The 19154-nt window shown below is 74.9% G+C and carries 18 protein-coding genes and 1 pseudogene; 13 read left to right on the plus strand and 6 right to left on the minus strand.

Annotation, left to right across the window (positions count from 1 at the left end; translation table 11 throughout):
* Nucleotides 1-30 precede the first annotated feature (30 nt).
* A pseudogene (locus ACFC0B_RS21770) lies at nt 31-398 on the minus strand (class I SAM-dependent methyltransferase); the annotation flags it as partial.
* A 155-nt stretch (nt 399-553) separates the two neighbouring features.
* Between ACFC0B_RS21770 and ACFC0B_RS21775 the strand changes: the two are divergent.
* Genes ACFC0B_RS21775 through ACFC0B_RS21790 form a run of 4 tightly spaced genes read left to right on the plus strand, consistent with a single transcriptional unit; the run spans nt 554 to nt 3775 of the window.
* The gene (locus tag ACFC0B_RS21775) at nt 554-1456 is read left to right on the plus strand and encodes a GNAT family N-acetyltransferase (RefSeq protein WP_376087998.1); all 903 of its coding nucleotides are present in this window, start codon (nt 554-556) and stop codon (nt 1454-1456) included.
* 60 nt (nt 1457-1516) lie between these two features.
* Nucleotides 1517-1894 (plus strand): hypothetical protein, encoded by a 378-nt coding sequence (locus ACFC0B_RS21780; RefSeq protein WP_376088001.1) that lies wholly within the window; start codon nt 1517-1519, stop codon nt 1892-1894.
* Nucleotides 1895-1932: 38 nt separating this feature from the next.
* Nucleotides 1933-3228: a hypothetical protein gene (locus tag ACFC0B_RS21785; RefSeq protein WP_376088004.1), complete on the plus strand. Its 1296-nt coding sequence runs from the start codon at nt 1933-1935 to the stop codon at nt 3226-3228.
* Nucleotides 3229-3274: 46 nt separating this feature from the next.
* A complete protein-coding gene (locus ACFC0B_RS21790; protein WP_376088007.1) occupies nt 3275-3775 on the plus strand; it encodes a hypothetical protein in 501 nt (166 codons plus the stop codon).
* Between the two features lie 183 nt (nt 3776-3958).
* Here ACFC0B_RS21790 and ACFC0B_RS21795 read toward each other — a convergent pair whose 3' ends face one another.
* Nucleotides 3959-4687, minus strand: coding sequence for a hypothetical protein (locus ACFC0B_RS21795; protein ID WP_376088010.1), 729 nt, complete (start codon nt 4685-4687; stop codon nt 3959-3961).
* A 109-nt stretch (nt 4688-4796) separates the two neighbouring features.
* Nucleotides 4797-5375 carry a hypothetical protein gene (locus ACFC0B_RS21800; RefSeq protein ID WP_376088160.1) on the minus strand — a complete coding sequence of 193 codons (579 nt, stop codon included), beginning with the start codon at nt 5373-5375 and terminating at the stop codon, nt 4797-4799.
* Nucleotides 5376-5441: 66 nt separating this feature from the next.
* Here ACFC0B_RS21800 and ACFC0B_RS21805 point away from each other — a divergent pair, with 66 nt between their 5' ends.
* Together ACFC0B_RS21805 and ACFC0B_RS21810 are read left to right on the plus strand one after the other, a co-directional pair.
* A complete protein-coding gene (locus ACFC0B_RS21805) occupies nt 5442-5924 on the plus strand; it encodes a hypothetical protein (protein WP_376088013.1) in 483 nt (160 codons plus the stop codon).
* 69 nt (nt 5925-5993) lie between these two features.
* Nucleotides 5994-6791, plus strand: a complete 798-nt coding sequence (locus ACFC0B_RS21810; RefSeq protein ID WP_376088016.1) for an alpha/beta fold hydrolase — start codon at nt 5994-5996, stop codon at nt 6789-6791.
* Between the two features lie 41 nt (nt 6792-6832).
* On the opposite strand, the gene ACFC0B_RS21815 is transcribed toward ACFC0B_RS21810, so the two are convergent.
* Nucleotides 6833-7231 carry an ASCH domain-containing protein gene (locus ACFC0B_RS21815; protein WP_376088019.1) on the minus strand — a complete coding sequence of 133 codons (399 nt, stop codon included), beginning with the start codon at nt 7229-7231 and terminating at the stop codon, nt 6833-6835.
* Nucleotides 7232-7422: 191 nt separating this feature from the next.
* On the opposite strand from ACFC0B_RS21815, the gene ACFC0B_RS21820 reads away from it, so the two are divergent.
* Nucleotides 7423-8259: a siderophore-interacting protein gene (locus ACFC0B_RS21820; protein ID WP_376088022.1), complete on the plus strand. Its 837-nt coding sequence runs from the start codon at nt 7423-7425 to the stop codon at nt 8257-8259.
* A 166-nt stretch (nt 8260-8425) separates the two neighbouring features.
* Nucleotides 8426-8974, plus strand: coding sequence for a hypothetical protein (locus ACFC0B_RS21825; RefSeq protein WP_376088025.1), 549 nt, complete (start codon nt 8426-8428; stop codon nt 8972-8974).
* A gap of 126 nt (nt 8975-9100) precedes the next feature.
* Here ACFC0B_RS21825 and ACFC0B_RS21830 read toward each other — a convergent pair whose 3' ends face one another.
* Nucleotides 9101-9766: an RES family NAD+ phosphorylase gene (locus ACFC0B_RS21830; RefSeq protein ID WP_376088028.1), complete on the minus strand. Its 666-nt coding sequence runs from the start codon at nt 9764-9766 to the stop codon at nt 9101-9103.
* A 4-nt stretch (nt 9767-9770) separates the two neighbouring features.
* Entirely contained in the window at nt 9771-10457 is a 687-nt protein-coding gene (locus ACFC0B_RS21835) for a hypothetical protein (protein WP_376088031.1), read from the minus strand.
* A 309-nt stretch (nt 10458-10766) separates the two neighbouring features.
* On the opposite strand from ACFC0B_RS21835, the gene ACFC0B_RS21840 reads away from it, so the two are divergent.
* The 5 genes from ACFC0B_RS21840 (at nt 10767) to ACFC0B_RS21860 (ending at nt 18885) form a co-directional block, all read left to right on the plus strand.
* Entirely contained in the window at nt 10767-12158 is a 1392-nt protein-coding gene (locus tag ACFC0B_RS21840; RefSeq protein WP_376088034.1) for a hypothetical protein, read from the plus strand.
* A complete protein-coding gene (locus ACFC0B_RS21845) occupies nt 12148-14322 on the plus strand; it encodes an AAA family ATPase (RefSeq protein WP_376088037.1) in 2175 nt (724 codons plus the stop codon). Before ACFC0B_RS21840 ends, ACFC0B_RS21845 begins: the two co-directional genes overlap by 11 nt.
* Complete coding sequence (locus ACFC0B_RS21850) at nt 14310-14996, plus strand: 4Fe-4S cluster-binding domain-containing protein (protein WP_376088040.1); 687 nt, start codon at nt 14310-14312, stop codon at nt 14994-14996. The genes ACFC0B_RS21845 and ACFC0B_RS21850 overlap by 13 nt, the downstream gene beginning before the upstream one ends.
* Nucleotides 14984-15562 carry an FHA domain-containing protein gene (locus ACFC0B_RS21855; protein ID WP_376088043.1) on the plus strand — a complete coding sequence of 193 codons (579 nt, stop codon included), beginning with the start codon at nt 14984-14986 and terminating at the stop codon, nt 15560-15562. Before ACFC0B_RS21850 ends, ACFC0B_RS21855 begins: the two co-directional genes overlap by 13 nt.
* Before the next feature lie 374 nt (nt 15563-15936).
* Nucleotides 15937-18885 (plus strand): hypothetical protein, encoded by a 2949-nt coding sequence (locus ACFC0B_RS21860; protein ID WP_376088046.1) that lies wholly within the window; start codon nt 15937-15939, stop codon nt 18883-18885.
* The last annotated feature ends 269 nt before the right edge of the window (nt 18886-19154 follow it).

The raw sequence follows: 19154 nt of genomic DNA on the forward strand, positions 1-19154 counted from the left end.
CGCCGACTTCCTGCTCCAAGGCTGCGATCAGGGCGTGTGATGGGTGGCGTACCAGGCCAGTACGCCGCCGAGTTCGTCGTCCCCCAGTTCCGGCGCGGTCATCGAGCCACGGTGAACCGCAGGTTCGGATGGGCCTGCCGAGCCAGGCCGATCATCTTCGGCGACAGGTCGACGCCGAAGGCGGGCACCCCCAGCCCGGCGAGGTGCGCCGTCACACTGCCGGGGCCGCATCCCAGGTCCGCGACCGGTCCCGGGCCGGCCGTCCGCACGAGTTCGGCGAACCCGGCCGGCATCGCGCGTGACAGCGGGTCCATCGCGGCCGGTGGCGGGACGCGTTCGAGGCAGTCGGCGGCGACCGTGTCGTACGACTCGCGGACGGCGGTCGGAAAGGCGGGCTCAGCCGTGAGGGCGAGCCTGGACCGGAACGGTGACCGTTCCGGTCGTGGGCGTAAGCGGCCTGCCCGGGACCGGTGTTGGCTCCTCTGTATGCAGATTTGCTGATGCTACTATCCGCTGAACCCCTGATCGAAGAATCCCGTGCGGAGTCTCACCTGTGGATCCTGTTGTCACCGACCGGCTGGTGCTGCGTTCCTTCACCGAGAGCGATCTCGACGACCTGTACGACATCCAGCGCCGTCCGGACGTGACCCGGTACCTGCTGTGGGACGCCCGCACCCGGGAGGAGACCCGCACCGCGCTGGCCACCAGGATCACGCAGTCCGAGCTGGCCGGGGAGGGCGACAACCTGGCCGTCGCGGTGGAACTGCGCGCGTCCGGTCGGCTCATCGGCGAGTTCAACCTGGACTGGCTGAGCGCCGAACTGGGCCGCGCCGAGATCGGTTTCGTGATGAACCCCGACCACGGCGGCCGCGGGTACGCCACCGAAGCCGGCCGCGAGGTCCTGAGGCTGGCGTTCGAGCGGTACGGCTTCCACCGGGTGATCGGCAGGTGCAACGGGAACAACATTTCGTCGGCGCGGCTGATGGAACGCCTCGGCATGCGTCGCGAGGCGTTCTTCGTGCAGGGCGAGATGCTCAAGGGCCGGCGCGCGGACCTCGCCGTGTACGCGGTGCTGGCCACCGAGTGGGCCGGTGCGCCCGAGGCCGCCTCCGCTGCCGCGTCGGTCGACGTGGCACGCGCTCGGGCCGAGATCGAGCCGAGCCTGCCCGAGCCGCTGGTGGCCCTGTGGCAGGTGACGGACGGCCTGATGACCGACGCCGGTGTGACCGTCTACTCGGCCGACTGCATCGGCGAACGCAACGCCACCTACGAAGTCACCCAGTACGCACCGGGGTTCGTCCTCATCGGCGACGACAGCGGCGGGCGCGGATTCCTCCTGCGCGCAGATGACCCGTGCCCCGCCGTGTTCTCGTCCGACCTGGGCGATCTGGGCCCCGAGGCCTTCGAGGTCGAGTCCGAGGACTTCGCGTCCTGGATCGCATCGCTCGGTCCTTGACCGCTCCTGCTGTGCGGAATCCCGTGGACCGGGCCGTCAGGCTTGTGATCCACTGCGCCCATGAGCTTGACGGTGCATGTCTTCCTCGTCGATGCGGGTGGGGAGACGCGGGTGCAGGACACCCCGGAGGCAAGCGCGGACCTCGCGGGTTTCGAGGACTGGCGCACGCGCGTGTGGGGCTCGGAGGCGGTGCGGTCGCTGGGGGCCGGCTTCTTCCCGGTCCTGGCGGAGACGGACCTCCACGTTCAACCGGAGGAGGTCCCCGCGTTCCTGCGGGAGTGCCGCCTGCTCCGCGAGAACCTGGGGAGGATCGTCGCGGAGACGCAACCGGTGCGGACGGTCGAGGAACACGGGGAAGCGATCTCGGCGCGGTTGGCGATCATCGAGGACACTGCCGGGCGGGCGCTCACGCTGGGAGGCGGAGTCCTCATCTGGTGAGGGTATCGAGGCCGGGCCACGGCGGTAGCCTGCGAGCCATGACCTATGCGACCGAGGCGCTGCACGGATTCCACGCCCGCAAGTTGCTCGCCCACGCGGGTGTGGATCCGAAGGAGCTTCGGCTGGACGTGTACGAGCACGTCGATCGCGGGGTCGCGATAGCGATGGGCGGGTTCGACTCCGAGCGCCCCGCACTGGCCGAGGGGGCGGTCGCCGTCGCTTCGGACATCCTGCGGCGTTGGCGGACACCCCGGCTGGACCTGGTGGCCGGCCTGGTGCGGTGCCTGAATTCCCCTCACTCCCATGCCCGCGGTGACGCGGCCATGGTCCTGGCGCAACTCGTCTCGGTGGACTCCACCCAGGACGTCGCACCGGCCGTTCCCGCCCTGATCGCGGCCGCCGACGATTCCTACGACCGGGTTGCCGGGCCGGCGGCGCTGGCTCTCGCGCGTCTCGGCCATCCGGGCGCTCTGGGGCCGGTGCACCGCTGGCTGGCGGCGAGCGACAGCTTCCCGTTCTTCCAGGTCACTTCACTCGGACAGGTTCTCCGACCGCTGGTGAGGTGGGCCGACGAACTGCTCCCGGGGATCCGGTGCGTGCTCGTCGATTCGGCCGACAGAGAGTCGCTGCGCTCGGTCCTTACCGCCGTGGCCGCGTGGGGCCCCGCCGCGAGCGCGGCGGTCCCGGAGCTGGTGCCGGTGCTCGCCACCCGCAACGTGCGATGGGCCTGCGACGCGCTCGGCGCCATCGGCGCGCCGGCGGCTCCTGCGGCGGACACCCTCGCCGACCTCGCCTGCGGCGTCGTCCAGCCACTGCGCCACGACGGCGGAACCCCGGTGGCGACCGGCAGACGACGGTGGCACGGCGCCCAGAACGCGGCGTGGGCGCACTGGCGGATCACCGGTGACCCCGAGGTCTTCCTGGCCTTCCTGGAGGACGCGGCGGCCCAGGGCCTGGGCTCCGCCGATCTCGGCCGGCTGGCGGAGTTGGGGCCGCGGGCGGCACACTGCGCGACGGCGCTCCGGCCGTTGCTGGAGTCGCCCGGCCCGTGGACCCGTGTCCAGGCCGCCCACGCCTGGTGGCGGATCACGGGGGACGCGGACGCCGCGATCCCGGTGCTTCTGGCCGCGTTGGAACGCCTGAGGTCGGGCGAGGCCGACGACCCCTGCCGCGCGGCGATCCGGTACATCGCCCGGATCGGCGCCCCGGCCTCGGACGCGGCACCTCTGCTCGAAGCGGCGCTGGCGTCCGACCGGCGCTTCCCGGCGGATTTCTACCCCGCCGCCCGCAGGGCGCTGGCAGCGTTCAGGGAGCCGGACCCGGTGCTCGGCTGACACGCTGAGCCCGTAACACGCAACCGCACGGAGGACCCGGACGCCCATGCTGAACCCCCTCGACGCCCCGGCCGCGGTGTCAGCCGCGGCCGAACCGCTTGAGGAACTGCTCGACGACTGCAACCACGTGTCGTCCGTCCACCTGTTCCCCGTCGTCCCGGTGGCCGGGACGCGGCCCGGGCATGACCGGATGAGGAGTCTCGCTCAGGCCGTGTACGACGCGGGGACCAGCGGACACCGGGTAGGGACGCCGGTCGTCCCGTTCGAGTCACCGCGAGTCTGGCGGGACATCCTCCGACGCCAGGTGACCGAGGGGTTCCTGCAGCCCGCTCACCGGTACGCGGACCCGGACCTCCGCACGCCCGTCGAGGTCCGGCGGGCAGGCGAGCTCGCCGACGGCGTCGCCGACCTCGTCGAAGCGCATCTGGGGCCCGTCCGAAGCTCCGCCGACGTCGACGGCCCGCACGCGGGCGAGCTCTGGTGGCGCAACCTGCTGCTGGTCACCGGCGACTGGGCGACCATCCTGCATCTCGGGATCGGCGACTGACCGAACACCTCCTCGCCACCCACGGCCGACGCCCCGCCGCCCGAGCGGACGACTGCCCCGGAGCAGGAAGTCGGACCCGCCGACTTCCCACTCCCGATCGTTGCCCCGCGTCGGATGACCGGTGCTTCCGCGTCGGCCGGCCGGCCGATCATCGTGCCACTGGTTCGTGGCACAGCCGGACGCCTATGAGGACTCCCAGAAGAAGCGGCCTTCGCGGTGGTCGGGGCTGACGAAGCCGAAGCCGTAGCCGTATCCGAAGTTGAGGAAGTACGGATCCTCGTCGTCGGGTGTGTCGCTGATCTTGAAGAGGAACTGCCAAGGGGCCTCGACCCGCGCGTAGTGGTTGGGGTAGCAGGCGGTGCCGCCGACGTAGTCGTGGAGGACCTCGCCGTCGGGCATCCCGACGGCGGGTCCCTCGCCCCGCATGCTGCGCTCGAACGCCGCCTGGTCGTCGATCGAGCGGTCGGTCCCGGGCGGAACCGGCTGCAGGTCGACATGCCATTCGACCGGAAGCTCGGAATCGTCCGCGCCCCGGCGCCAGAGCGTCCGGCCGCGCGTGCCCGGTGGCCCGATGACGGCGAAGGGCGGGATACGGCCGTCGGGCTGCACAAGGAGGACCGCGTCGCCGGCCTCCGGGTCGATCCCTCCCATGATCAGGTCGTCCTCGTCGAGGAAGAGGTAGGCCAGGCGGAGTTCGTCGCCGGGGATCGGGAACTGACCGATGAAGACCAGCGGTCGCCCGCTGGACGGGTCCACCGGCCAGGCGGGATCGGCCAACCAGACGGGTTGTCCACCAAGCTTGGCCACCGGATCGGAGATCGGCTGCTCCGCCGCCCTGACGGTCATCTGCCGCCGCGGCAGGAAGGCGGCACCGTAGGGTCCTTCTGCCTGCCCGGTGGGACGCATGATCATGTGCGGACTCCGGGTCGTCGTGCGCCAACGCGGCGACCGCCGCAGAGGTCTGCGTCCACGGAGTTCAGTTGGCTCCGTCGACCGGCCGAGGGGCGCGTGCGGGGGTGATTCACGCCAGGAAGTCCTCGATCAGCTCGGCCGGGTTGGCGGCCCTGGTGGCCTCCTCCTCCCAGCCCGGGCAGTCCATGTCGAACACGACCACGGGCAGGGGGCGGCCGAAGATCCTCGTGACGGTGCCGCTCCTGTGGAGGTGGCGGGCGAGGTCGACGACGGCGTCGTGGAAGTGGAGTTCGAGGAGGCCGGACTTGGTGCGGAGCTCGTCGTCGTCCAGCATCCGGCCGAGGTCGAACGCGCCGTCGTACCAGAGGCCGAGCTCCCGGGCCTCCTCCTCGTAGAGCGGGCCGCCGACCGGGTCTTCGGGGACGTTGCCGAGCCTGTCGAAGCCGTCGAGGATCCAGAAGGCGTAGTTCCAGCGCGCCTCCCAGGGGTCGGCGCCCCGCCGCATCTCCTGCTCGTACCGGCTCTTCGTGTTGTAGCCGACGTCCACGTGCGGGCGGCGGTTGTCGGCGTCGACGCGCCAGATGTTGAAGGCCAGGACGTAGGTCTCAGGCTTCAGTTGCTCGGGGACGCGTTCCAGGATGCCCGTGGCGGCCTGCCGCAGGTGCGTCTGGAAGGACTTCCGTTCCATCACGGTGACAGCGTCCCACCCACCGGCCCCGACGGCGCTCCCGGGGGTCGTGGTTCCATGGCGACCATGTTCAGCATCACCGTGTCACGGGCCCTCAGCGTCGCCGACGTGGCGGCCGTGTTCGCGGAACTGGTCCCGCCCGGACTGCCGTTGGCGGTTCAGCCCCCTGGAGCCGATGTCCCGGACGGGATCGGAGGCCTGTGGGCGATCCTGGAGCCCACCGAGGATCCGGCGTGGCCGCTCGGCCTCGTGGTGCACGTGTACGCGTGCGACCTCGGGCCGTACCCCGACCTGCGCTTCGCGGAGCACATCGGCGAACGGTTGGGCGTGGACGTCCTGTGCGGCGTCGATCCGTCCTTCGTCGAGGTCGACCCCCAGGACCCGTACTACTCCCTGGCGCTGGTCGGCGGTCGGTGGTACCTGGCGGGCACCGCCGGTACGCGGCTCTGGGGACCGTACAGCGTGCGCGGGGCCGACGGACGCCTCCGGGAGGAGCCGGGCGGCGAGGCCGTGAGGTTGCTCCGGCCAGTCGTGGTCGACACGCGTTGAGCCGTGATCGACGGCTGGGGCTGTCCTCGTTCGGCCTCGGGGGCGGTCCGTTGCTGCGAGGATGGCCGGATGCCTGACTTCATCTCGTACGACGGAACGAGGCTGTTCTACTCGGTGGTCGGACAGGGTCCCGCCCTGCTCTGCCTGGCCGGCGGGCCGGGTGCGGATGTGCGCGACCTCGGCAGCCTCGGGGGGTTGGACGAGTACCGCACGCTGGTCATGCTGGACGGCCGGGCCGCCGGGCGTTCCGGGACCCCGGCGGACCGGGCCAGTTGCGCCTTCACCGCGCAGGCCCGCGACCTGGAGGAACTGCGGCGACGGCTGGGGATCGAGCGCCTGGACGTGCTCGCGCACTCGGCGGGCACGATGACCGCCCAGGCGTTCGCGGCCGACCACCCGGAGAAGCTCGGCCGGCTCGTCCTGGTCACCCCGCCCGGCCTGGTCTTCCGGGACGTGGACGAGGCCGAGGTGGCGGCGATCCGGGCGCGGCGCGCGGGTGAGCCGGGCAGCGCCGAAGCGTTGGCGGCCGGGGCGGAGCCCTGGAGCTACGGCGCCTGGTCGGAGGCGGCGCGCCGGCACCACGAGGCGGAGGCCGGCTATCCGCAGCCGCCGTCGTGGCTGCGCGAGGCCTTCTACGTGCACCCGGCCTCGCCGGAGGCCGAGGTCGCCCGCCGCGCCGCCGTCGCCAACCCGGTGCTGGTGGTGGCCGGGTCCGAGGACGGCGTGGCGGGCGTCGGCACACCGCGCCGGGTCGCGGCCGGCTACCCGGCGGGCCGCCTGGAGGTGCTCCCCGGGTGCGGGCACTGGCCGTGGGTCGACGAGCCGGCGGTGTTCCGCGACCTGGTCGCCGGGTTCCTGGGCGACTGAGGACGGGCGGCTGACGGCGGGCGACCGGCGACCGGCGACGCCTACGGACCCCCGGCGAGGCGGAAGGCCAGGCAGACCACGGGCGTGCGCTCCTCGACCCGGGCGCCCAGTCGCTCCCAGTAGCCGCGGTGCCCGGCGCGCCACTCCTCCAGGGAGGCGTCACCCTCCCCCTCCGCCCGGGCGTGCTCCCAGGTGACCTCGGCGAACGGTTTCACCTCCACGCCGGTGATCTCGATGACCCCGACGAGCCGCCCGTCGTCGTCGATCAGCGCCAGCCGTTCGCCGGGGTACTCCAGCCCCTCGGCCTCCTCGGCGTAGTCCGCCAGCAGGCCGGTGGTGGCGGTCTTCCGGCCGGCCAGCGCCAGGGCGTTCAGCTCGGCCCGCATCGCGCCCGGAGTGCCGAGTTCCATCGAGCGCAGGCCGTTGACGCGTGGCCACATTCCGACACCACCTCCTCCGAGGACCGCCGGGGGGGGCGGACCGTCTCTTTCCGGACGATACGGCGGCGCGGCGGCCGCCGCTGCGGCGAACACGCCGGAAAGTAGGTTAGCCTTACCTAAATTTCAGATGAGAGGAGACGGCCCTGACCAGCACCGCCGCCCCCGCGCGCTTCCTGCTCTTCCCGCTCCAGGTGCTCCGGGCCACCCGGATCACCCCGCACATGGCCCGGATCACCCTCGGCGGCCCCGACCTCGCCGGATTCGTCAACGGCGGCCTCGACCAGCGGGTGAAACTCCTGCTCCCCCTCCCCGGACAGGCCGAACCCCTCGTGCCCGAGGGCGAGGAGGAGTTCGGCTGGTACCAGAGCTGGCGGGCCATGGACCCCGCCGTCCGCCCGGTGCTGCGCACCTACACCGTCCGCGCGCAGCGCCGCGACCCCGACGAGGTCGACATCGACATCGCCGTCCACGGCGACCACGGACCGGGCTCGCGCTGGGCCATGACGGCGGCGCCCGGCGACCGGGTGGTCGTCTGCGGGCCGGCGATCGAGGACGCCGGCGGCGTCGAGTTCCGGCTGCCCGCCGGGGCGGACTGGGTGCTGCTCGCGGGCGACGAGTCCACCCTGCCCGCCGTCGCCGCGATCCTCGACGAACTTCCCGCCGACCTGCCGGTGAAGGTCTTCGCCGAGGTCGAGGGGCCGCGGGAGCACGCCTACCTGCCCGCCGACCGCCCCGGCACCGAGATCACCTGGCTGCACCGCGGCACCCCGGGCACCCCCGCCCTCCCCGACGCCGTGCGCGCCGCCGACCTGCCGGACGGCACGCCGTACGCGTGGGTCGCGGGGGAGGCGGCGGACGTCCGCGAGCTGCGCCGCCACCTGGTCCGCGAGCGAGGCTACGACCGGCGCGCCGTCTGCTTCATGGGCTACTGGCGCCTCGGCCGCACCGAGGACCAGCGCGCCGACGAGCCCGTGGACGAGCCCGTGAGCGAGTCCGTGAGCGAGTCCGTGGAGGCGGACGCGGACTGACCCGGGCCGAACGGCGGCCGCGTCCGGATTCGAGGGAGGCCGAAGGGCTTTGCCCGCCCGTCGCGCGCCCGGTGAGACTGGCGGGGCCGGCGCGATCACGGCGCCGGTGTACTGGAACGTTCACCAACGTTCCTCACACAGCCGCGACTTCAGGAGAGTGCCCGTCATGAGAATCGCGCGATCCCTCGTTCCCCGGGCCGGTGTCGCCTTCGGCGCCGTCCTGATGGCGGCCGGGCTGCTGGGCGGTCCGGCCCAGGCCGCCGACGGCGCACCGGCCGCGGGCGCCCCCGCTGCCCCCGCGGCCGCCGCTCCCGCCGCGGTGTCCGACGCCAACCAGACCGTCATCTACGGGACCGCGGGCCTGAACCGCGGCGAGAGCTGGTCCTCGCCCGACGGCAGCACCGTGCTGTACCAGCAGTGGGACGGGCACGTGGTGCTGTACAAGAACAACGTCGCCATCTGGACGGCGGTCGGCACGTACGGCGTCGGCAGCTACCTCTACATGCAGGCGGACGGCAACCTCGTCGCGTACGACGCCGCCATGCGCGCGGTGTGGAACAGCCGCACCCCGTACCACCCGGGCGCCTACCTGGCCGTCCAGAACAGCGGCAACCTGGTCGTCTACGCGGGCAGCACCCCGCTCTGGTGGTCCAACTACCGCCCCGGCGGGGGCCCGACCGACCCCGAGTGCCGCCCCGGGCGCCTCTGCCCGTGACCGGGTGACCAGGTAGCGCCGCACCCCCCGCAGGCCCGCCCCGCCCGGCCCCCGTCCGGGCGGGGCGTCCTGTTGTGCGGTGCTGACGGCGCCGGGCGGCGGCCGAGCGCCGGTGACGCCCGCACCCTACCGGCGCGGGGGGTCGATCCGTGTGCGGGCCGGGGCGAGGAGGCGGTTGAGCAACTCGGCCCCCTCGGCGGTGTCCAGCGGAACGGGCGCGGTGTCGGCCGGCTTGACGAGAGGGGTGGCGGGGTCGCGCTCGTAGAGGACGCAGGCACTGCTGCCCAGGTCCCGCTTGGACGGCCAGCGCAGCCCCTGCGCCCACGGCGCCTGGCCGCGGATCCAGGCCGCCCAGCGGCGGGTGCGCGGGTAGGCCTCCGGCGTGGAGTGGATCAGCCACTCGTCCTGGTGGACGGCCGCGAGCTGGTCGAGCGTCATCAGGCCGACCAGCGGGATGTCGCAGGTGGTCTCGATCCGCGACAGCACCCTGCCCCGCACCGCGGCGCGCCGGACCCGCCGCCAGCCGCGCTCGTCGAACGGGACGCCGCGCACCAGCGTCTCCATCACCGCCGTCCGCTCCGAGAACCCGGCGTACAGGAACGGCAGGTGGGTGCCGTCGCCCTCGTAGGAACAGAACCGGCCGCCCTCGTAGTGGCTGTCGGAGGGGTACGGGTTGAACGAGGTGGCCGGGAAGGCGGCGAGGTGCACCCGGTGGAGGACGGTGCCCGCGGGCAGGACCTCGCGGAACGGGGTGGCGCGCACGGTGGGGGCGGGAACCTTCACGTCGGGCATGCCCTCACCACTCCGCGATCTCGGCGCGGGCGGCGGCGAGCAGCGTGTGCTCACCGGCGGTGCCCAGCAGGCGGGCGGGTACGGCGTCCAGCCAGGCGTTGGCGCCCAGCCACCAGTCGGCCACGCCCCACGGATCGTCGTCGGCGTCGAGCAGGCGGTTGACGGCCACGACTACGGGCAGCGGGCGGCCGGAGGCACCGTCGAATTGGAACGACGGGAGCCGGACGGTGCCCTGGCGGTCGGTCAGCCGGATCAGGTCGGGGTCGGCGGGGTCGTGGCCGCCGGCCCGGTAGGCGGAGGCGGTGACGGAGTCGGCGGCGAGCAGCCAGTCGTCGGCGTCGTCGGGGGGCGTGGCCTCCGAGGGGACCGAGGCGGGCCGGAGCAGGTTCGCGACGCCGCCCTGGATGACGAGGGAACCGATGTCCGTGCTGGTGAGGGTGTTGTTGACGATCCCGTCGGGATCCGTGCCCCGGGCGTAGCGCACGGAGTCGTCGAACACCCGCCGCACCGGGTGCCCGTCCGGGAGGACGGCGAGCAGCAGCCGTTCGATCCTGCGTGCGACCCGTTCCGGATCGCCGGTGGTGTCCTCGGCGAGCGCCCGGAGCCTGGCCCGGGACGGCTCGTCGAGGAGCTCCCAGATCTCGTCCCAGTGCGCGCGCAGCACTGCCAGCACCTCCTGCGGCGACACCACCGTCCCTCACCCCCCCCGCCCGGTTCCGATCCCGGTCCGCGCCTGCCGACCGTGCGCCAATCTAGCGCGTCGGGCCGCTCGCCGGGTCGTGATCTCGGATTTGCAAAGGTCGGACGGCCGTGGGCGGATCTGCGGCATGATGGGGACTCAGCAGCACCTCGGGGGCGGTGCCGGTTCGCGCGCGGTCGTCTGTCGTGGGTCCTCACGCACGACCCGCACCGGCCTCGGCGGCGCGTGCGCAGGGGTCCGGACCGGTGGCAGGTGCCCGGTCCGCGCCGCAGGTCACGACTCGCGCTCGGAAGGCGGCCGGTGAGCAGTTCCGCGGGATACGGGTGGTCCTTTGTCGACCAGGAGGCCGAGCGACGCCGGCGGCTGCGCGCACGGCTGGCCGCCGAGGCCCAGCGCGCCGAGAACCTCCGGCGGGCCGAGGAGCGGCGGTCGGAGCTGCGTGCCCGGCTCGGTGAGCTGGGCGAGCAGGCCCAGGGGCTGCGGGGCGAGGCCAAGCAGCTGCGCCGCGCCTACCGCACGGCCCGCGTCACCGTGGAGACCGTGACCGTCGGGGCGGGGGCGGACGAGGCCGAGCTGACGCGGGCGATCGAGCGCGCGCAGGCGGCCAACGCCCATGCGGCGCGGGAGTTGGCGGAGGCGGTGCAGGACGTCTGGTCGGCGGTGCTGCCGGAGGCGGTGGCCGAACCGGAACGCCCGCGCCCGGCCCGCTCGGACGAAGGCGGCGCCGCCGCGGTGGCCGCCGCGGCCGAGGCCGCCGAGCGCGAGCGGACCGAACGGACCGGGCGGGTCCGCGCCGGCGCCCTCGCCGAGGCGCAGGCGATCCTCGACCGCGACGTGCCCCGCTGCGACCCGGCCGACCTCGAACGGGTCGCGGGCCTGGTGCGCTCGTTGAAGGCGGCCGGCACCGTCTCCGACGTGCGGACGACGCTCACCGACCTCGCCGCGCTCGTCCAGCACTCGGTGCAGCGCCGCGCCCGCGAGGAGGAGCGCGCCGAACTGCGCGCCGCCCTGGCGGAACTGGCCCGGGAGGCGGATCCGGCCGACCGGGACCGGCTGCTCGCGGCCCTCGCCGCCGCCGACGATCCGGCGTACCTGCGGTCCGACGTGGAGGAGGCGGTGGCCCGGGCGGACGCCCGCCGCCACCGGGCGCCGGTGGTCGCGGCGCTCGCCGAGGTGCTGCGCGCCCGGGACTACCAGGTGGGCGAGGACTTCGCGGACCTGCTCGCCGAGGAGGGCGCGGTGGTGGTGCCGTTCGGTGATCCGGACCCCGGCCGGGCGGCGGCCTCCGGCGCGGGCGGGACGGACGGCGAGCCGCCCGCCGCCGGGTACGGGCTGCGTCTGGTGCTGGCACCCGGCCAGGCGACCCTGACCACGGCGGTGGTCCGCCGTGACGACGGTGGGACCGGTGACCGGGAGCAGGACGAGGAGCGGGACGAGGACGTCCAGCAGTGGTTCTGCGAGGAGCAGTTGCCCGCGATCGAGGACGGCGTCCGGGAGCACGGCGTCCGGCTGGAGCGGACGTCCGCGATGCCGCCGGGAGCGCTGGCCGCGGGCCTCGTGCCGGGCGGACGGTGGCCGCAGCCGCCGTCCGAGGCCGCTCCGCCGCGCCGCCGCAGGAAGAGCGGCAGCGGTGCCAGGACCGAGTCGGCCGGTGTCCGTCAGAAGCCGCAGGAGCGCCACCGTGACCGCTGAGCCGCCGCCCGCCGACCGCGCGGGACACCCGGAGGACGCGGGACGCGCGGGACATGCGGGAGATACGGACCACGCGGACCGTGCGGACCTGCGCAAGGACGCCGCCCCGGAGGCCCCGGAAGCCCCGGACCCGGCTGATGACAACGCTCGCCCCACCACGCCCAGTTGGATCCGCGAACTGGACATGGCGCTCACCGTCTACCCGCAGGTGCTGCTCACCGGCAACGTCCGCGACCAGTACCTGCTGCCGGACGACCACGCCGCCGGCCGCAGCGAGACGCTCGCGCCGTACGGCCTCGCCGGAGTGATCGAGTCGATCTGCGCCGCCCGCGGCTACGGTGCGATCGCCTTCGTCGACCAGGTCAACGACCGCATCGCGCTGCTGCGGCTGAGCGCCACCGCGGAGCAGATCCCGGCGGTCATCCGGGAGTTCGTCGAGCGCGACGAGCGGTGGCGGCGCGGTGGCGGTGCGTCGCCGAACGGTTCGGGCGAGGGCGGTTCCGGCGAGGACGACAGCGAGCCGGAGCTGCTGGACCGCCTGCGCGACGCGATGGTCGGCGTCGTCCAGCACCCCGGCCCGCCGATCGCGCTGGTGGTCCCGTACGCGGGCCGGCTCGGCTCGCCGCAGGCGCCCGTCGACGGGGAGGCGGCCCGACTGTTCGCCGCCGCCGAGGAGTTGGGCCACACCGCCCGCCCGGTGCAGGGCGCGAGCACGGTCACGCCGTACAACACCGTGTTCTGGGTGGTGGAGCGGCAGGAGGAGCTGCCGAGGGAGTTCGCGGTCGGCAGCAGGGCGGTGCGGGTGATCAACGTGCCGCAGCCACCGCACGACCAGCGCCTGGCCGCCGCGCGGCACGTGGTCGGCGGGCTCGCCCGCTACCAGGCGGCGACCGGCGGCCCTTCCCTCACCGGGGCCGAGACCGCGGCGGCCGCCAAGGCGCTCGCCGACTCCTCGCACGGGATGGGCAGTTCGGAGGTCATGGCGATCGGGCGGATGGCCCTGGACCGCGGCCTGCCGGTGCAACGGCTCGACGAGGCCGCCCGCCTGTACCGGATCGGCGTGCTCGACAACCCGTGGGCCACCGCCGCGCTGCGCGAACGCATCGCCGACGGCGAGGAGTTCCTCAACGGCAAGGTGATCGGCCAGCCGCACGCCGTGCGCCGCACCCTGGAGATCTTCATGCGCTCGGCGGCCGGGCTCAACGGTGCCCAGGCGTCCAGCTCGCCCAGCCGCCCGCGCGGCACGCTCTTCCTCTCCGGCCCGACCGGTGTCGGGAAGACCGAACTCGCCAAGGGTGTCGCCGAGATGATCCTCGGCAAGGACGCCCGGCCGATCCGCTTCGACATGAGCGAGTTCGCCGAGGAGCACGCCCGGGACCGGCTGATCGGCGCCCCGCCCGGGTTCGTCGGCCACGACGCGGGCGGCGAACTCACCAACGCCGTGCGGGCCAACCCGATGAGCGTGCTGCTCTTCGACGAGATCGACAAGGCGAACCCGCGGCTGTTCGACCTCTTCCTGCAGATCCTGGAGGACGGCCGACTCACCGACGGGCGCGGCGCCACCGTCTACTTCACCGAGTGCGTGCTGATCTTCACCTCCAACCTCGGCGTCGCCGCCACCGTGGTGGGCGACCCGCCGGGCGGCGGCGAGTCCGGAGCCGAGGTGGCGGAGGCGGGGGCGTCCGGTGCCGGCGCTCCCCGTACGGTCGGGCGGCAACTGGGGCGACACGACGACCCGGTGATGGTGCGTCAGGCGCTTCGCGAAGCGTTCGACCTCTTCTTCAACGAGACGATCAAGCGGCCCGAGCTGCGCAACCGCTTCGGCGACAACTTCATCCCGATGGACTTCATGCAGGAGAAGTGGGTGCCGCAGATCCTCGACAAGGCCATCGCCTCGGTGGCGGCCCGCGTCCAGGAGGTCCACGGCGCCGCGCTCACCCTCGCCGACGACGCCTGGGAGGTGCTGCGGGTGGAGGCCACCCGGCGGCTCGACCACGGCGGCCGCGGCGTGCTGACCGCGGTCGAGTCGGCGCTGGTCAACCCGCTGGCCAAGGAGGTCTTCCGGAACCCGCCCCGGCGCGGCGAGCGCATCGAGGTGGTCGCCGTCGAGGGTGACGGGGACGGCGAGGGCTACCGCCTGGAGGTCGAACGGTGGCCGGGCTGAGCGCCGACGGCGGCGCCGTTGCCGCGCTGGTCGCCCAGGTCTCCCGGCCGGTGACCGCGCTCGGCCCCGGCCGGCGGCTCGGCGTCTGGTTCCAGGGGTGCACGCTGGCCTGCCCCGGCTGCATGTCCAGGCACACCTGGGAACGCTCCACCGGACGGGAGTTGACGATCGCGCGGTTCACCGGGCTGTGGCGGGCGGCGCTCGCCGAGGGCCTGGACGGCCTGACCGTCAGCGGCGGCGAGCCCCTGGAGCAGCCCGCCGCCCTCGCCGCGCTGCTCGCCGCCGCCGACGCGGAACGCCGCCGGGCCGGCGCCACGGCCGACCTGCTGGTGTACACCGGCTGGGAGCCGGAGGAACTGGCCGCCGACCCGATCACCGCCGCCGCCCTGGACGGCGCGGACGCGGTGATCACCGGCCGCTACCGCGCCGGGCAGCCCACCCGGCTGGTCTGGCGGGGCTCGGCCAACCAGCGCCTGCTCACCCGCACGGCGCTCGGCCGCGAGCGGTACGCGCCCTTCCTGGACCACCGGCCGGAGCGGCCCGAACTCCAGGTGCGCGTGAGCGAGGGCGAGGTCCGGGTGATCGGGGTGCCGCGCCCCGGGGACCTGGGCCGGATCGAACGCGACCTGGTCCGGCGCGGCGTGACCCTTCGGGAGACCTCGTGGCGACCGTGATCTACCGCTGTCCGGTGGGCGCACCGGGGGAGTGTCCGACCTCCGCGACCCGGGGGTACTGCCAGGTGCACATGTTCCAGCAGCTGGAGCGGTACGACCCGGCCGAGGACGTGCCTCTCGCGCCGCCTCCCGCGCCGCAGCCCTCGGCTGTTCCCGCGGCCGCCGGTGCCGGGGAGGCCGCGGGCCCCGCCACCCCCGCCACGCGTCCGGCGCGCCGGCCCGAGCGGCCGGTGGTCCGGCTGGCCCTGGTGATCGCCGGGGCCATGCTGCCCGTCCACGGCGAACACCGGCGCGGCGGCGGCGGACTGGCCGTCGGCCGCGACGAGCCGGACTGCGCCGCCGTCCCGGGCCTGGCCGGCCTCGACCAGCTCTCCCGGCGCCACGCGCGGCTGCGCTGGATCGACGGCGCGCTGCACGTCGAGGACCTGGACTCGACCAACGGCACGTTCGTCGACGGTCGCCGGATCACCGGCCCGACCCGGATCGGGCCGGGGCAGCGGCTGCGGTTCGCGATGGACGTGGACGCCCAGGTGATCGAGATCGACGAGTTCGGCGCTCCCCGGTGAGCCGGGGGCGCGAGGAGGAGAGCGGCGCGATGGCCGACACACCGCCGGAGCCGAGCCCGCCCACCCGCAAGCAGGGCCGCGGGCAGGCGAACGGCCGGGGCCGCGTCCCCGGCCAGTCCCCGCAGCGGGGTCAGGGATCCGGCGACACCCCAGCCGAGAGCCCGCGCACCCGCGTCCAGCGCGGCCCCGGCGGCCCGAACGGCGGGGCCGCCGACGCGGCGGGCCCGCGTACCCGGGTGCAGCGCGAGCGTCCGGATCCGGTGTCTGCCCCGGCGCCCGCGGACGGGGCGAGCCCGCGTACGCGCGTGCAGCGGGAGCGTCCGGAGCCGGCTCCTGCCCCGGCGCCCGCCGACGGGGCGAGTCCGGGTACCCGCGTGCAGCGCGGCGGCCGCACCCGGGTCCAGCGCCCGGGCGGCCCCACCGGCCGACCCGGCCCGGCCGGCTCCGCCGACGCGGCCACGCCCGACGGGGCCGCGCCCGCCGACCATCCCGCCACCACCCCGCCGACCGCCGACCCGGCCGGGGCCTTCCCCGCCGCCCTCACCGACCGCTACCACCCGCTGGGCCCCGTCGGCTCCGGCAGCGAGGGCACCGTCTGGCACGTCCGCCGCGCCGACGGTGGCGGCGACGCGGCCGTGAAGGTCGGCAATCCCGGCGTCCGGGCGGACACCGACCTCCTCGCCCACCTCGCCGGCGGCCCCGCCTTCCGCCGCCACGTCCCCGAGATCCTCGGCCACGGCCGGGTCGAGCACGCGGGCGCGCTCTGCGACTGGATGGCGATGGAGTACCTCCCGGTCACCCTGGCCGACCACGTCGCCGAGCTGCGCACCCGGCGCCGGCTGGACCGGCCCGGCGAGACCGAGCGGATCATCCGCGAACTGGTCGACCTGCTGGCCTTCTGGCAGACCACCGTCGCGCGCAACCCGGTCGACTTCAAACCCGCCAACATCCTGGTCCGCCCGGCCGGGAAGGACGGCCGCAACGCCGCCCAGTTCGTGGTGGCCGACTTCGGCGGCGTCGCCAAACTCACCGCCAGCCGCCGCTTCTCCACCGACATGCAGGTCACCGTCGCCTACATGGCGCCGGAGCAGCTCGCCGGCCACAACCACCCGGCCGGCCCGTGGTGGGCGCTCGGCACGATCCTCCACGAGGTGTTCACCGGCGCCGGCCGCTACCGCCGGGCGGACGGCGGGCTGATCAGCGACGAGGCGCTGCAGATCCGGCTGGTGATGGACGCCGAGGTGGACGTCTCGGCGATCGCCGACGAACGGCGCCGCCTGCTGCTCCAGGGGCTGTTCACCAAGGACCCGGCCGACCGCTGGACGGCCGACCAGGTCCGCGCCTGGCTGGCCGGCGGCAGCCCGGAGGTGGTCCGCAGCCGGGTCGACCCGCCGCCGCCCGGGTCGGCGGCGACCGGGCCCGCGCACCGTCCGATCGCCTTCCGCGGCGAGGACTTCCACGACCCGGCCGCGCTCGCCGAGGCGCTGCTCGGGCGGTCGGCGGACGCGGCGGCGTGGCTGGTCAGCGGCGGGGCGCGGCGGCTGCGCGACTGGCTGCGGGACGAGGTCAAGGACACCGTCCTCGACCTGCACTACCTCAAGGACGTCGAACGCGGCACCCCGGCGGAGAAGTCGGCGGCGGCCTCCCGGGCCGTGCTGGCGCTCGGCGCGGCGTTCGCGCCGCAGGCCGTCCCGTACGTGCGGGACCGCCGGGTGGACGCCGCGGGGCTGGCGCAACTGGCGGGGGAGGCGGACGGGTTGGCGTTCGTCGACGAGCTGGTCGCCGCCGGGTTGCCCGGGCTTGCCGCCCGCTTCCACTGCGGACACACCGCCTGCCCGGAGCGGGCCTGCGCCCGGCTGCTCGGGCTCACCGAACTGGCGGCCGTGCTGAACGCGGTCGAGCGCGAGGCGCGGAGCCTCCGCGGCCGGCTGACCGCGAACGAGCGCAAGACCGCGCGGCGTTGGGCGCTGGTGCTCACCGTCCAGCCGGACCAGCAGCGGCGCGCGGTCGTTCGGCGGATCTCCGCGCTGCCCGGCCCGCTGGCCGGACTGCCCCCGCGCGTCCACACGGCGGTCGCGGCCGTCGGCGGAGCGGCGGGTGCCGTGGTCGCACGGGTGCGCGGCGGTGGGCGCGGAGCGTTCGGCCGGAGCTGGTCGGAGCTGAGCCGCCGGGCGTTCGCCGCCGACCCGGCCACGGCCGACGGCCGGGGCGTGCTCGCCGCGGCGGCCGTGCTGCACGTGCGCAGCGTCCGGGCGGAGGGCAGGGGGAGCGGCCGCAACCGGGGGGCGTGGAAGGCGGACCTGCGCGCCTGGTGGGGCGGCGCACGCAGCGTGCTGCCCCGGCGCGCGGTGGCGGGCGTGCTGCTGTTCCTCGCGCTCGGCATCACCGTCTGGGCGGGCACGGTCTGGCGGTCCGCCGTCGACTTCGGCGCGGGCGCGCAGCTGCTGCCCGACGGCCCGTTCGACGGCCCGCTGCGGACGGCGGGCGAGGCGTCGGCGCGGGCGACGGCGGGTCAGCTCGGCGCGGCGCTGGTCGCGGCCGTGGCGGTGGCCGCGTTCCCGGCCCGGATCGGACGGCGGGTGCTGTTCCTCGCCGTCGCGGCCTCCTTCGCCGTCGGCTACCTGCACCTCGGACCGCCGATGACGGTGCTCAGGCCGCCGCAGGAGGTGGTCGACCGGGTGGTCATGTTCGAGGGAGGGATGGGGAGTTGGGCGGGCGTCGGCGCGATGGGTGCGGTCGTGCTCGCACTGTTCCTCAACGGCCGCTCGGCGCGCTGGCTGCTCGGGCCCGCCCACGCGGCCTCGGAACGGGCGGCCGGTGACCGCCGCCGCCTCGCCGCCCGCCGCCGGCCGGCCCGCGCGGGCGACACCGCCGCCTTCCGCGAGCGGCTGCTGTTCGGCCTCGGCGGGACGGTGGTGCTGATCCTGCTGCTGTGGGCGGCGGTCGAGGTCCGGCTGGCCGTCGTCGACCGGGACCACTACCCCAAGCCGGAGTCCTGGGGCACCGGCGTGATCGGTGCCGCCTACCAGGCCGACTACCTGCTGTTCCTCGCCGCCCTCGCCTTCCTCGCGGCCTGCGCCACCCCCCAGGCCGCCCGCCGCCTCCTGGCCGCCGCCGCGCTCGGCACCGTCGCCCTCGGCGCCTGGCCCCCGCCCCTCGGCCCCCTCGAAGCCCTCCGCATCCCCGTCCTGGCCCCCTGGTTCCGCTCCCTCGCCACCCTCTGGGGCCACCAGGCCTTCTGGGCCGCCCTCCTCCTCATGCTCCCCCTCGCCTGCTACCTCGCCCGCTGGACCACCCGCCACTTCCCCACCCCCACGGAATAGGAAGTCGGCCCGCCCGACTTCCCCCTCCGCCTCGCCGCCGACTACCGGGCACCAGGGAAGTCGGACCCGCCGACTTCCTGCTCCCGCCCCACTATCTACTCGCATAGATTCCAGGTCGGTAGGCGGCGGGCCCGGCTTCCGGTGCGCGCGTTCCCCTCCCGCCGCCGCTCGCCCCCGAGGGGGGACGGGGCCCGTAACGGCGTGGGGGGGGGGGGGGGGGGGGCGGGCCCCCCCCCCCCCCGCGCGGGGGGGGGGGGGGGTTGATGTTG

Origin of the sequence: Kitasatospora sp. NPDC056184 (assembly GCF_042268405.1) — a bacterium.
GTDB lineage: Bacteria > Actinomycetota > Actinomycetes > Streptomycetales > Streptomycetaceae > Kitasatospora.